A 13,700-nucleotide genomic window follows, 5' to 3' on the forward strand; every position below is an offset into this window, starting at 1 on the left:
ACCTATCCCTTGACTGCGCCGGAGGTCAGACCGGAGACGATGCGGCGCTGGAAGAAGAGCACGAACAGGATGATCGGAATGGTGATCACCACGGCGGCGGCACAGATCGCCCCGGTGGGGTCCTCGAACTGCGACTCACCGGTGAAGAACGACAGGGCCACCGGCACCGTACGGGCCCGCTCGGTCGAGGTGAGCGTGATGGCGAACAGGAAGTCGTTCCAGCAGAAGATGAAGACCAGGATCGCCGTGGTGAACAGGCCCGGGGCGGCCAGCGGGGCGATGACCCGCCGGAACGCCTGCGCCTGGGTCGCGCCGTCCATCTTCGCGGCCTTCTCCAGGTCCCACGGGATCTGCTTGAAGAACGCCGACAGCGTGTAGATCGCCAGCGGCAGCGCGAAGGTGATGTACGGCAGGATCAGCCCCGGCCAGGTGTCGAAGAGGCCGAGTTGCCGCTCGATCTCGAACAGCGGCGACACCAGCGACACCTGCGGGAACATCGCGATCAGCAGGGACACCCCGACCAGCAGGCGCTTGCCGGGGAAGTCCAGCCGACTGATCGCGTACGCGGCCATCGCGCCGAGCACCACCGCGATGAGCGTGGCGATCAGGGCGATGCCGATCGAGTTGACCAGGGCCCGGACGAACTGGTCGGTGTCGAAGATGCTCTTGTAGTTGTCGAGCGTCCACTCCCTCGGCCAGAACTTGCCGTCGGTCAGGGTGGCCGGGGTCTTGAACGACAGGGAGGCGATCCAGAGCACCGGGACCAGGGCGAAGACGACCACGATGACGTCGATCAGGCCCCAGCGCAGCTTCGCCCGGGTGGTGGTGTCGGCCATGTCAGCGCCTCTCCCCGTCGTCGCTGCCCGGGGCAGCGGTGCCGAACAGCTTCACGAAGACGAACGCGATGATCGCCACCGTGATGAAGATCAGCACGGACATCGTGGAGCCGATGCCGAGGTTGAGCCCCCGGATCAGGTTGTTGTAGGCGAGCATCGACACCGACGAGGTCTCGTTGCCGCCGTTGGTGAGCACGAAGATGTTGTCGAAGACCCGGAACGCATCCAGGGTGCGGAACAGCAGGGCGACCAGGATCGCCGGCTTCATCACCGGCAGCATCACCTTGGTGAACCGCTGCCACGCCGTCGCCCCGTCGGTGGAGGCCGCCTTGAGCAGGTCCTCCGGCACCAGCGCCAGCCCGGCCATCAGCAGCAGGGCCATGAACGGGGTGGTCTTCCAGATCTCGGCCAGCATGATGATCGCCAGCGAGCTGGCCCGCTCGGTCAGCGGCGCGCTGCCGTCGAAGAGGTTGGCCAGGTAGCCGGTGCCGGGCGTCCAGGCGTACCGCCAGGAGAACGCGGCGACGACCGTGACGATGCCGTAGGGGATCAGCGCGGCGGTGCGGACGATGCCCCGGCCGACCAGCGTGCGGTGCATGACCAGGGCCAACCCCATGCCCAGCACCAGCTCCACCACGACGGTGACCACCGTGATCAGCATCGTCACCCCGAACGCGGTCCACCAGAACTCGTTGCTCAGCACGGTGACGTAGTTCTCCAGCCCGATGAACTTGCGCTCGTCGGGAAAGCGCAGGTCGAAGCGCTGCAACGACAGCCAGACCGAATAGATGATCGGGTACGCGGTGACCAGCACCATGACCAGCGCGGCCGGGGCGCAGAGCAGCCAGCCCAGTTTCCGTTCGGCCTTCTTGTTCTCGCTCAACGGGGCACGCCGGCTCACGGCAGGACCCCCTTGGACTGGAGCGCGTCGGAGATCGCCTCACGCAGCTCCTTGGCGGTCTGCTCCGGCTTGATCGCCGACGGCGGCGACAGGATCGCCGACATCACCGTGGAGATGCTCTGGTACGCGGGGGTCAGCGGCCGGACCGCCGGCTCCTTCAACTCCTCCAGGATGGTCTCCTTCATCGGGTACGCCTCGTCCATCTCCGGGTCGTCGTAGACCGCCTCGATGGTCGGTGGCACCCCGTCGTTGATCGCGGAGAACTTCTGGTTCTTGGCGTCCCGGAGGCACTTCGCCGCCTCGAAGGACTCCGTCGGGTGCTTGGAGTAGGCGCTGACCGCCATGTTGACCCCACCGATGGTGACCTTGCTGGGGGTGTCGGCGTCGATGCCGGGCACCCGGGCCCACTTGACCTTCTTGGCCAGTTCCGGGTCCGCCTCCTGCAACGCCGGGTAGACGAACGGCCAGTTGACCTGGAACGCGCCGTTGCCGGACTGGAAGTCCAGCCGGACCGGATCCTCGGTGGAGTTGCTGAACGACGGCGACGTCACGCCCGACGTGGCGAACCGCTGGAGCTGGTCGAGGGCCTTCACCGTGCCGGAGTCCATCACGGCCTTCTTGCCGTCGTCGCTGAGGATCTTGCCGCCGGCGCTCTCGGCCAGGGTGTTGTAGAGCACCACCAGGCCCTCGTACTGCGCGCCCATGGTGAGCACCCGGTAGGGCTTGCCCTGCCCCTTGAGGTCCTTGGCTGCGGTGATCATGTCGTCCCAGGTCTTCGGAGCCTCCGGGACCAGGTCACTGCGGTACCAGAGCAGCTGCACGTTGGTGTTCTTCGGCGCCGCGTAGAGCTTGTCCTCGTACCGGGCGGTGTCCAGCGGGCCCGCCAGGGTGCCCTGCTCCACCTCGCTCTTGTCCTGACCGGTCCACTCCCGGATCCACTTCGCGCTGGCGAACTCCTGGGTCCAGGTGACGTCGAGGCCGAGCACGTCCATCCCGGTGTCCTCGGCGGCCAACCGGCGGACCAACTGCACCCGCTGGTCGTCGGCCTGCCGGGGCAGCACCCGGTAGGTGATCTTGTAGCGGCCCTCGGCCCGGGTGTTGCAGTCGTCGACCACCTTCTGCAGGTTCTGCTCGGGCGGGTAGTACAGGTTGATCGTGGGCGTACCTCCGCCACCGTCGTCGGTGCCGCACGCGGCCAGCGGCGCGACGAGTGCCAGCGCGGCAACGGCCGCCCCGGCCCGGACAGCCGGCCGACACCGGTGTCGGGCCGTTCCGGGGTCCGTCATCACCCTCCCCCTCTCTTCGGTGAAAACCGGGGAGGTCACCCGCGCCCCGGTGCACGGCGAGCCGGTACCGGGCCGGTGAAGTGCGGAAACGTGCCCGCCCGGCCGCTCCGTGCGCCTACACTGCCCGACCTGCGAAGCCGCGAAACCTGCCGGTGACCAGCGTCCGGACCGGTGGGCCGACCCGCACCGGAGGTGACACCGCCGATGCCCGACTCATGCCCTTCACCACCGGTTTGCACGAGTCGACCTCGGGCCCCATGGTGCCACCGGCCCGCCCGGTTCATGCCTGAACGCGCCGCTCGAGGCGGGTGCGCCGCTCGAGGCGGACGCTTCGGTCGAGCCGGCCGCGTCGGTCGAGCCAGGGGCGCCGTTCGAGGCGGGTGCGACCGGGTGCGCGGTTCAGCCCCGGGCTCGTGCCCAGGACAGGAAGCGTTCGGTCATCCGGGCCGGTGGGTGTTCCGGGTGCAGTTGGCCGAGCTGGTTCGTCGCCTCGTACATCAGGGTGCCGAGGTAGACGAGCAGCCCCGTGCGGTCCGTGCGGTACTCGGTGAGCAGGGCGAGCTTGGCCGGCTGGCAGGGCCACTCCCGGCCACAGTTGCGGCACCGCCACAGTGGGCGCATGGCGACGTGCGGGACAGGCGGTCGGACCACCATCACCGCCACCTCCTCGAATCATGGGCGCGTTCGGCGGGGTCGGCCCCGGCCGTCTCGACCCGGGGCCGACGATCCGCGTCACCACACCGATCTGGGGACTGGAAGGGGCCGCTCCCGCACGGGGGATCGGGAGCGGCCCCGGGCAGGGCCCGCTGTCGCCCTCCCCGGCTGCCAGCGGGCCCGCCACGGGTGACAGTCTGCTGATCGGACCACTACTGTCGATACACGCTCACGTCATCTGCGCAGCTCAGCGGAGTGGGTGAGCGACCACGACAGACCCGCCGGTCCACGGTGGGCAGAGACCGGGGGTGTGATGGGGACAGCTACCGATTACGTGTTGGAGGAGTTACGCCTGTTCCGGGCGGCGCTCGGGCTCAGCCAGGACGACTTCGGCAAGGGCATCGGCTACTCGGGGTCGCACGTCAGCTCGGTGGAGACCGGCGGCCGGGCACCCACCAAGGAGTTCATGAAGGCGGTCGACGGCCACCACCAGACCGGCGGGCGTTTCCAACGGATGCTGGAGCGGCTGGGCCGGCTTGACGCCGAGCCGGCCTGGCTCCGGGAGTGGATCGAGTTCGAGCGGGAGGCGACCACCCTGCGCTGGTTCGAGCTGGCGTACGTGCCAGGGCTGCTCCAGACCGAGCGGTACGCCCGCGCGACGCTGGCCGGCGGCCGGTTCGCCCCGGAGGACGTCGACCGGATCGTGGCGTCCCGGCTCGAACGGCAGGCGATCCTGCGGCGGGAGCGCCCCCCGCAGCTCATCTGCGTGATCGACGAGACGGTGCTCCGCCGGCCGGTGCTCGACCAGCCGGGGCTGATGATCGAGCAGTGCGAGCACCTGGCCCGGTTGACCGCCGAGGAGCACATCCAGGTGCACATCGTGCCGACCGATGCCGGCATGTACCTGGGGCTGGCCGGGCAGTTCATCATCGCCGAGATGCCCGACGGCGAACGGGTGGCCCATGCGGACAACCAGCTCACCGCGCAGATCGTCGATACGCCAACCGATGTCGCTACGCTGGCCAGGACGTGGGAGATCGTGCGGAACGAGGCGCTCCCCCGCCGGCAGTCAATCGAGCTGATCAAGGAAGTGGCGAAGTCATGGACATGATGACCCCGCAGTGGCGGAAGTCGACCAGGTCCGGCGGCAACGGCGGGTCTTGCGTCGAGGTCGCCGACAACCTGCCCGGCCGGGTGCTGGTGCGCGACACCAAAGACCGCGACGGCGGCACCCTCCACTTCGACCGTACGGCCTGGACCGCATTCGTCGGTTACGCCAAGCAGCACTGACGCGGCTCACCGACCAGGCTCCATCGCGCAGCCGAAAGCCTGAACGGCCCGACCAGCCTCCATCGCGAAGCCGAGAGCCTGAGCGGCCCGACCAGCCTCCACCGCAAGACCCAAGTCTGAGCGACCCGACCAGGTTCCACCGTAAGACCGAATCTGAGCGACCCGACCAGGTTCCACCGCGCAGCCGGGAGCCTGGTCGGGCCCGGTCGCCTCTCACCCCCGCTCCGGCCCGTCGCACAGGGCGACGGTCGTCGATGATCAACGAGGCTTCACTCGGCAGCGGCGCTCGGCAGGAGCGCAATCTCGGGACAGCGACACGGAGGCGATCGGGGCGTCAATCGCCTCGGCCGTCAGCGTGCCGCCGGCAGGTGTCGCCCGCACGTACATCTCGACCCGGAGCGGTACGCCCGACGCGACTGCGGCGTTGGCCGACCGCCCCACGCCCCACGTCGCGGTATGCAAAGCCCCGCCCCATGATCGGATTGCCGAAAAGGAGACGACACGCCGGGGAAAGTACATCGAACGGCAATCTGATCTTGAGGCTCCCGCAGTGCCGCCCAGCCAGGCGTATGCAGCGGAGCCGGGCGACGGGTACGCAGCCGAGCCGGACGGCCAGAACGGGCCGGAACGGGACGCTCAGCACCGCCGGGCGGGACGCTCAGCAGAGGCGGGCGGGTAGCTCGCCCCACACGCCCAGCCTTTCGTGAAGATCGACTCAGTTGAGGCGATACAGCGGTATCGAGGTGCGGTGAACACCGCAACATCGACCCCGTGGAGTTGATCAACCAAGCGCTCCGCCGGCCAGCCGCCATGCCCCGTCGGGCACCGTGCGTCCCGACGGACACCGTGCGCCCCGGCGGCTCGCCACGACTGTCCGGTCGGCGGGTACGGCGGGGCTATCCCACGTGTGCCGCGTGCACTAGCGTTGATGCACTCACTCCACAGCCAGCGCGTCGCCGTCGTAGTCGATACGCCTCCGGCCGACATCAGCCTGCCCGTTCGGTGGGTTCTCCCGCGAACTCCCACTGCGCGTCCACCGGTTGGGCAGGATCGTCCTCAACGAGGAGGTGCTCCGTGGTGCAGGACACCCGCGCTCTCGCCCTGACGTTCGAGGTGAGCGGCCTGCCACCGGTGAAAACCGAGGCGCTGTCCATCTTCGCTGCCGGCCATCGGCAGGCGACGAGGGTCCGCGCCCTACTCGAAGCGGCCTGCGCCGCGGCCCAGCAGACCGGCTGGACGCCGTTGGCCGGGCCGATCGAGGTCGACCTGATCCTGCGGTGCCCACCCGGGCACCGCACGTCCGACGCCAGCACCCTGCTCGGTGGGGTGTGCGCGGTGCTCCAGGACAAGAAGCGGGTGGCCAACATCGGGCTGGCCCATCTCGGGGTCCTGGTCGACGTCGCCCTCTACGTCGACGACCGGCAGATCCGCCGGCTGTCGTACCGGGAGGAGCCGGCGGAGGACTTCTCGTACCAGGTCCGGGTGGCCGCCGCGCCAACCGTGGTTTGACCGACGCCCGCGGTGGGGTATCGCGGACGCCGACGAAGGGAGCGCCGATGTCGGAGCCACATGTCACGCTCGACCCGAGAGGGCTCGACCCGGTGCAGCAGAAGCTGCGCGGCCCGCTGGAGGATCAGCTGACCTCGGCCCTCCAGGCTGCCACGGACCGGATCCGGGCCAGCTACGCGGGCGAACCTGTCGAACAGGTCTGCCAACGGCTGCTCGACGAGACCCGGTCCGGGCTGCACCCGGACATCGCCGCCGGTTTCCGGCCCGACATGGACGAGTTCTGCCGGGTGGCGGTGGCGATCGTCCGGGACGAGATCTCCTGACCCGGCCGGCGTCGCCCCGCATCGGGTACGGCCCGAACGGGGCTTCGCCCCGGTCCCGGCCGAGTCGCACCCCACCACCGGGACGCACCGCCTCGGCCGAGGCTCCACCCCGGCCGAGGCGCAAAGAACCAGAGAAGAGACTGGTCAACGAGCCGACCGAGGCGCACCGCACCGCTTTCGAGATGCCGGGACGGCCGAGGCTCAGCACACGGCCGGGGCTCAGCGCACGGCCGGGGCTCAGCACACGACCGGGGCTCAGCACACGGCCGGGGCTCAGTAGCGGCCGAGGTTCTGCGCCGGGCAGATCACGATGCGCGGCGACTGCTTCGGGTCCAGCCAGCGCAGCACGGACACCAGGTCGGCGTGCGACATGCTGACGCAGCCGGCGGTCGGACCGCCGCCGGCGGCGCTGAACTCGTGCAGGAAGATGCCGCTGCCGGCGTTGGGCACGGGCTTCGGCACGTTCGGCGGCATGTTGTAGGTGATCACCGCGAAGTGGGTGTAGGCCGGCACCTCCCGCCACAGCGCCTCGCTGAATCCGCCGGGGTTCGTGCTGCTGTGCTGGAAGGTGTTGTAGGCCGCCGAGTTCGGGTTCTCGTTCCACCAGTCGTCGGTGACCACCCGGTGGTACGGGAAGCGCACGCCGGGGTCGACGGCGATGCCGTACATGGTGGGGCCGAACGAGTAGACCCCGGTCGGGGTGGTCGCCACCCCCTCGGTGTGGTTGTCGCTGAACCCCTTCGCGCCCAGCCGGGCGGGCAGCGGGGCCGAGACCGCCACCCAGTGGCCGCCTGCCCGGTGGAACGTCTCCAGGGTGGCGTACGTGGTGGAGTAGCCGGTGCCGGTGACGATGACGACCTGGCGGGTCCCGGCGGGCAGGGTGGTCAGCCGGGAGGCTCGGTTCGGTGGCGGGATCGGCCGCCCGCGACCCGTCGCCGGTGCCGCGCCGGGTGTGGTTTCCATCTGGAAATGATCGCACCACGAACGACACCCCGATGTCCCGACGCTCACCGGGTCCGGTGGGCTGGCGGGCCGGTGGGTCAGGGTCGGGTCCGCAACTCCCCGACCCTGACCGCCAGCCGTCCGGTCCGGCAGCGGTGATCGCCGGTGCGGGCACGACGGGCGGGGCAGGCCGCCCACGTCGGACCCGACACGCGGGCCAGGCCGCCTGCACTCAGCTCCACGGTGCCCCGGCACCGGACTTCGGCGCGTCCCGACCACCCCGAATGGCCACGAACGCCGGCCCAGGTTAGGCACCCGTCGGTGGGCCGGGCAAGCAGGTCGGCGGGGTCGCGGGGGTGATTCCCGCCGGGCCGGAATTGGGGCATCCCGGCGTGACACGGTCAGCCGGACCGGCGCTGTTCGTCCTCAGAAGTGAGCGAGCAGATCCGGGAAGGCGGCCAGCCGGATCACCCCCGTGTCGGCGGGGTCGAGGTCGTCGTCCTCCAGGACCCAGGTGTTCTCGTTGGGGATGAACACCGCCCGCATCCCGGCCGCCCGCGCCGGCAGGATGTCCGACTTCGGGGAGTTGCCGATCATCCAGGCGTCGGCCGGGGCGAAGCCGTGTTCCCGGGCCAGCCACCGGTAGGTGCCGGCGTCCTTCTCGGCCACGATGTGCGCCGCGCCGAAGTGGTGCAGCAGGCCGCAGGCGTCCAGCTTGCGCTGCTGCTCCTCCCGGTCCCCCTTGGTCAGCAGCAGCAGGTCGTAGCGGGTGGCCAGGGCGTCGAGGGTGTCGGCGACCCCGGGCATCAGCTCGACCTGGTGGTTGACCAGCGCCGTGGCCAACGCGTCGAGGTCGCTGCGCTCCCGGTCGGTGACCGGTCGCTCGCGCAGCCGCGCCAGGCACTCCCCCAGGCTGCGCAGGAACACCTTGCTGCCGTAGCCGTGGGCCACCGCGTTGGCCCGCTCGATGTCGTCGAGCACCCCACGGATCTGGACCCGGTCGAGCGTCGGGTGGTCGAGCCAGTCCAGGAAGTCGTCGATCACCCGCTCGAACAGGACGTTGTTCTCCCAGAGCGTGTCGTCGGCGTCGAAGATCAGCATCGTCGCGTTCCCACCCGAAGTCATCCCGGTCCCTCCCGAAGCGTCGCCCCGCCCGGCCGGCGGCGGCCCCGGACACGCTAGTGGCCCGCTCCGCCCGGCACATCCGGGTTGTCCCGGCGCAGGGTCAGGATCAGGTCGGCGACCAGCGCGGTCCACCCGGTCTGGTGCCAGGCCCCGAGCCCGGCCCCGTTGTCGCCGTGGAAATACTCGGGGAAGGCGATCAGGTCCCGCCAGTCGGGATGGGTCTGGAACAGCTGACACGCCCCGTAGATCGGCCGGCGACCCCAGTCGTCCCGGGTGAACAGGGAGATCAGCCGGGCGGAGAGGTCGTCGGCGATCTCGTCCAGGGTGCACTTGCGCCCCGACCGGGTCGGGTACTCCACCTGGAGGTCGTCGCCGAAGAACGCGGCGTAGTCCCGCAGCGCACTGATCAGCAGGAAGTTCGTCGGCATCCAGATCGGGCCGCGCCAGTTGGAGTTGCCGCCGAACAACCCGCTGGTCGACTCGGCCGGCTCATAGCCGACGCAGAACTCCTGCCCGCCGAGGTCGACCGCGAACGGCTTGTCCAGGTGGGCCCGGCTGAGCGTCCGCAGGCCGTAGTCGGAGAGGAACTCCTCGGGGTCGAGCATCCGGGCCAGCAGCCGGACCACCTGTTCCGGGCCGACCATGGACAGCAGCCGCTGCTGGCGGCCGTCCGGGCCGAGCCGGCGGGCCCCGATCACGTCGGCGTACTCGGGGCGTTGGGTGAGGAACCAGCGCAGCCGGGCACCCAACTCGGGCAGGCGTTGCAGGGTCCGCGCGGTGAGCCGGGTGGTGGCCGCCAACGGCAGCAGCCCCACCACCGAACGGACCTTCAGCGGCACCTGGCTGCCGTCGGCGAGCCGCAGCACGTCGTAGAAGAACGCGTCCTCGGCGTCCCACAGGCCCTGCGAGTAACCGGCCGCCGCGATGTACGCGAAGTGTTCGAAGAACTTCGTCGCGGTGTCCACGTACGCCCGGTCGTGTTCGGCCAGCACGATCGCGATGTCCAGCAGGTTGAGGGCGTACATCGCCATCCAGCCGGTGCCGTCGGACTGTTCGAGCACCCCGGCGACCGGCAGCGCCGCCGAGCGGTCGAACGGGCCGACGTTGTCCAGCCCGAGGAAGCCGCCCTCGAACAGGTTGTTGCCGCCGGTGTCCTTGCGGTTGACCCACCAGGTGAAGTTCAGCAGCAGCTTGTGCATCACCCGGGCGAGGAACTCGTGGTCCCGCCCGCCGTCGATCTCGAACACCTTCAACGCCGCCCAGGCGTGCACCGGCGGGTTCACGTCGCCGAACGCCCACTCGTACGCCGGGATCTGGCCGTTGGGGTGCAGGTACCACTCGCGGAGCAGGAGCAGCACCTGCGCCTTGGCGAAGCCCGGGTCGACCCGGGCGATGGTGACGCAGTGGAAGGCCAGGTCCCAGGCGGCGTACCAGGGATATTCCCACGGGTCCGGCATGGAGATCACGTCGAAGCTGGTCATGTGCCACCAGGCGCTGTTGCGCCCGTGCCGGCGACCGGCCGGCGGCGTCGAGCCCGGGTCGCCCTCCAGCCACCGTTTGACGTCGAAGTGGTAGAACTGCTTGCCCCACATCAGCCCGGCGATGGCCTGCCGGGCCACCAGCGTCTCATCGGCGCTGGCCGCCGCCGGGATCACCCCGGCGAAGAAGCGGTTCGCCTCGGCCCGGCGGGCCCACACCACCGCGTCGAACCCCGCGCCCAGCTCCGCCGGGGGCGGTGCGACGGCCGCGGGCGGCGGGGCGGTCCGGGTCAGCCGCAGCCGGATCTGCCGTTGCCCGCCGGCCGGCACGTCCAGCACGTAGTGCAGGGCACCCTTGGTCCCCTCCCGGTCCGGGTTGACGGTGGCCGCGCCGGCCACCACGTGGTCGTTGATCCCGTCCTTCGGGTACGGCGAGCGACCGGCCAGCCCCCACAGCCGCTCGGCGTTGGTGTCGTTGTCGCAGAGCAGCGGGACCGGCTCGCCGTCGCCCTCCAGCAGGATCTGCCCCAGCACCCAGTGCTCGCCGACCAGCCGGCCACCCTCACCGGTCAGCCGGGGCACCCGGTCCGCGCCGGGCGGACCCCAGGCCCAGGTGTTGCGGAACCACAGCGTGGGCAGCACGTGCAGGGTGGCCGCCTCGTCGGCCCGGTTGGCGACGGTGACCAGGATGCACAGGTCGGTCGGGGACGCCTTGGCGTAGTCGACGGTGACCGCCCAGTACCGGTCGTCGTCGAAGATGCCGGTGTCGACCAGCTCGTACTCGTTCTCGTCCCGTCCGCGCAGGGCGTTCACGGCGACCAGTTCGTCGTACGGGAAGGCGGCCTGCGGGTAGTGGTAGCGCCAGCGCATCCAGGAGTGGGTGGGGGTGCTGTCGAGGTACCACCAGTATTCCTTGGCGTCCTCGCCGTGGTTGCCGCCGTCGCCGCCGAGGCCGAACATCCGCTCCTTGAGGATCGGGTCCACCCCGTTCCACAGCGCCAGCGCGAAGCAGAACGTCTGCCGGTCGTCGCAGACGCCCGCCATGCCGTCCTCGTTCCACCGGTAGGCTCTGGACCGCGCGTGGTCGTGGGGGAAGTAGTCCCACGCCGTGCCGTGTTCGCTGTAGTCCTCCCGTACCGTCCCCCACGCCCGCTCGGACAGATAGGGACCCCATGCGCGCCAGTCCTGCTCCCCGGCATCGGCCTGGGCGAGCCGGAGCCGCTCGGCATCGGGGGACGGGGCATCGGAGGGCGATCTGTCGGTGAACACCTGCACATTTTCGACGCCGCCGGGGTACTTGACCACAGCGGCCATTGTCGTCGTGGCGTGTTACACCTCGCCGCCACAGGAGGAAAGAAGTTGATCGAGTTCGGTTTCGGCCCGGGGGTCTGCGGCGAACTGGCCGGCGGGACGACCCGGGAATGGCTGGTCACCGACGGTCTCGGCGGGTACGCCATGGGCACCGTGAGCGGGTTGCGGACCCGCCGCTACCACGGTCTGCTGGTGGTCGCCGGGGAAACGCCGGCCGCCCGCCGGGTGGGACTGGTCAGCCTGGACCCGGCGGTGGTCCTGCCGTCCGGGGCCCGGGTCCGGCTCGGCGCGCACGAGTGGAACTCGGGCGTGGTCGACCCGCGCGGCTACGAGTTCCTGGAACGTTTCGACCTGGTCGACGGGCTGCCGCGCTGGCGGTGGCGCATCGGTGACGTGGTGATCGAGCGGGAGCTGGCCATGACCTACGGCCGGCCCGCCGTGGCGGTGGTGCACCGGCTGGTGGCCGGTGGCCCGGTCCGGCTGGACCTGTCGGCCGCCTGCACCTGGCGCGACGCGCACGGCGAGCGGCGGGCCGACGGCCCGACGCCCCGGGTGGAGCCGGCCGACGGCGGCGCGGTCGTCGAGGGCGCGTACCGCCTCGCCGGCCCGGACTGGACGCCCGAGGGGCAGTGGTGGCTGGGCGTGCACCACCGCGAGGAGGCCGCCCGGGGGTTGCACCCCGACGAGGACCTCTGGTACGCGGGGCGGTTCTCCGGCGCGCTGGACCGGCCCGGGGACACCGTGTCGGTGCTGGCCTGGGCCGGTGACCTGGCCGAGGAGCCACCGCCGGCGACGCAGGTGGTGGCGGCGGCCCGGCAACGGCACCGGGCGGTGGTGGCGGCGGCGAAGCCGGCCGACGCGGTGGACGCGACCCTGGCGCTGGCCGCCGACGCGTTCGTGGTGCGTACCGCCACCGGCCCGGACGTGGTCGCCGGCTATCCGTGGTTCGGGGCCTGGTCCCGGGACACCATGACCTCCTACGAGGGGTTGTTCCTGTGCACCGGGCGGGCCGACGAGGGGCGGGAGTTGCTGCGGGCGTACGCGGCGACGCTGTCGGAGGGGATGCTGGCGAACACCGCCGACACCGGTCGGGTGGAGTACAACACGGTCGACGCGACGCTGTGGTTCCTGCACGCGGTGAGCCGGCACGTCACCGTCACCGGCGACACCGACCTGGGTGACGAGCTGCTGCCGGCGCTGCACGGGGTGGTGCAGGCGCACCTCGCCGGCACCCGGTACGGCATCGCGGTCGACCCGGCCGACGGGCTGATCACCCAGGGCGGCACCCCGGGCACCGCGCTGACCTGGATGGATGCCCGGGTATACGGGGTGCCGGTGACCCCGCGTACCGGCAAGCCGGTCGAGGTCAACGCGTTGTGGATCAACGGGCTGGCCGGGTTGGCCGAGCTGACCGAGCTGACCGGTCAGGACCCGGCCGAGCTGTGGCGGCTGCACCACCGGGCCCGGGACGCGTTCGGCAAGCGGTTCCCCACCCCGGCGGGCTGGCTGCACGACGTGGTGGACGCGCCCGCCCCGGCGTACCCGCTGGGTGGGGCGGCGCACCACGACGACGACCTGCTCCGCCCCAACCAACTGCTCGCCTGGTCGCTGCCGTACGCCCCGTTGGAGCCGGACCCGGTGGCGCTGCGCCGGGTGGCCGCCGGGCTGTTCACCCCGCTGGGCCCGCGCAGCCTCGCCCCCGACTCGCCGGAGTTCACGCCCCGGCACCGGGGTGGCCCGGCGGAGCGGGACGGCGCCTACCACCAGGGGACGGTCTGGCCGTGGCTGGTCGGCCCGTTCGTCGAGGCGTACCGCAGGGCCGGGCTGCCCACCGACGACCTGCTGGCCGGGCTCGTCGGCCACCTGGGTGAGTACGGCCTGGGTTCGGTGAGCGAGACGGCCGACGGCGTCGCGCCGCACGCCGCCACCGGCTGCCCGTTCCAGGCGTGGTCGGTGGCCGAGCTGCTGCGGGTCAGGCGGGCTCGATAGGCAGCCGTTACACACCGGCAACGGCGGCGTCTCCGCTGGTTATCCACCGCTGGGCA

At 71.0% G+C, this 13,700-nt stretch carries 12 protein-coding genes; 5 read left to right on the top strand and 7 right to left on the bottom strand.

From position 1 onward, the window contains the following. Positions 1-2 precede the first annotated feature (2 nt). From ACQP1S_RS21715 to ACQP1S_RS21730, 4 genes are all read right to left on the bottom strand, one after another. Positions 3-836, bottom strand: coding sequence for a carbohydrate ABC transporter permease (locus tag ACQP1S_RS21715; RefSeq protein ID WP_091237239.1), 834 nt, complete (start codon positions 834-836; stop codon positions 3-5). A 1-nt stretch (position 837) separates the two neighbouring features. Beyond that, positions 838-1,737 carry a carbohydrate ABC transporter permease gene (locus ACQP1S_RS21720; protein WP_432898514.1) on the bottom strand — a complete coding sequence of 300 codons (900 nt, stop codon included), beginning with the start codon at positions 1,735-1,737 and terminating at the stop codon, positions 838-840. Beyond that, the gene (locus ACQP1S_RS21725) at positions 1,734-3,026 is read right to left on the bottom strand and encodes an ABC transporter substrate-binding protein (protein ID WP_432898517.1); all 1,293 of its coding nucleotides are present in this window, start codon (positions 3,024-3,026) and stop codon (positions 1,734-1,736) included. Before ACQP1S_RS21725 ends, ACQP1S_RS21720 begins: the two co-directional genes overlap by 4 nt. Positions 3,027-3,422: 396 nt before the next feature. Continuing rightward, a complete protein-coding gene (locus ACQP1S_RS21730) occupies positions 3,423-3,677 on the bottom strand; it encodes a flavin reductase (RefSeq protein WP_091238727.1) in 255 nt (84 codons plus the stop codon). A gap of 313 nt (positions 3,678-3,990) precedes the next feature. Between ACQP1S_RS21730 and ACQP1S_RS21735 the strand changes: the two genes are divergently transcribed. From ACQP1S_RS21735 to ACQP1S_RS21750, 4 genes are all read left to right on the top strand, one after another. Next, a complete protein-coding gene (locus ACQP1S_RS21735) occupies positions 3,991-4,788 on the top strand; it encodes a helix-turn-helix domain-containing protein (protein WP_432898521.1) in 798 nt (265 codons plus the stop codon). Then, positions 4,785-4,967, top strand: coding sequence for a DUF397 domain-containing protein (locus ACQP1S_RS21740; RefSeq protein ID WP_357679495.1), 183 nt, complete (start codon positions 4,785-4,787; stop codon positions 4,965-4,967). The genes ACQP1S_RS21735 and ACQP1S_RS21740 overlap by 4 nt, the downstream gene beginning before the upstream one ends. 1,077 nt (positions 4,968-6,044) lie before the next feature. Beyond that, positions 6,045-6,476, top strand: a complete 432-nt coding sequence (locus ACQP1S_RS21745) for a hypothetical protein (RefSeq protein WP_091238733.1) — start codon at positions 6,045-6,047, stop codon at positions 6,474-6,476. Between the two features lie 47 nt (positions 6,477-6,523). After that, positions 6,524-6,799: a hypothetical protein gene (locus tag ACQP1S_RS21750; protein ID WP_091237243.1), complete on the top strand. Its 276-nt coding sequence runs from the start codon at positions 6,524-6,526 to the stop codon at positions 6,797-6,799. A 273-nt stretch (positions 6,800-7,072) separates the two neighbouring features. Here the strand turns inward: ACQP1S_RS21750 and ACQP1S_RS21755 are convergent, their stop codons facing one another. From ACQP1S_RS21755 to ACQP1S_RS21765, 3 genes are all read right to left on the bottom strand, one after another. Beyond that, on the bottom strand, positions 7,073-7,762 hold the full coding sequence (locus ACQP1S_RS21755; RefSeq protein WP_432898525.1) for a L,D-transpeptidase family protein: 690 nt from the start codon (positions 7,760-7,762) through the stop codon (positions 7,073-7,075). A 405-nt stretch (positions 7,763-8,167) separates the two neighbouring features. Continuing rightward, on the bottom strand, positions 8,168-8,842 hold the full coding sequence (locus ACQP1S_RS21760) for an HAD family hydrolase (RefSeq protein ID WP_432908192.1): 675 nt from the start codon (positions 8,840-8,842) through the stop codon (positions 8,168-8,170). Positions 8,843-8,919: 77 nt separating this feature from the next. Continuing rightward, a complete protein-coding gene (locus ACQP1S_RS21765; RefSeq protein ID WP_432898528.1) occupies positions 8,920-11,658 on the bottom strand; it encodes an MGH1-like glycoside hydrolase domain-containing protein in 2,739 nt (912 codons plus the stop codon). A 45-nt stretch (positions 11,659-11,703) separates the two neighbouring features. On the opposite strand from ACQP1S_RS21765, the gene ACQP1S_RS21770 reads away from it, so the two are divergent. Further along, positions 11,704-13,644 (top strand): amylo-alpha-1,6-glucosidase, encoded by a 1,941-nt coding sequence (locus ACQP1S_RS21770; RefSeq protein ID WP_432898531.1) that lies wholly within the window; start codon positions 11,704-11,706, stop codon positions 13,642-13,644. Positions 13,645-13,700 lie beyond the last annotated feature (56 nt).

It is taken from the genome of Micromonospora matsumotoense (assembly GCF_050951065.1).
Classification (GTDB): Bacteria; Actinomycetota; Actinomycetes; order Mycobacteriales; family Micromonosporaceae; genus Micromonospora; species Micromonospora matsumotoensis.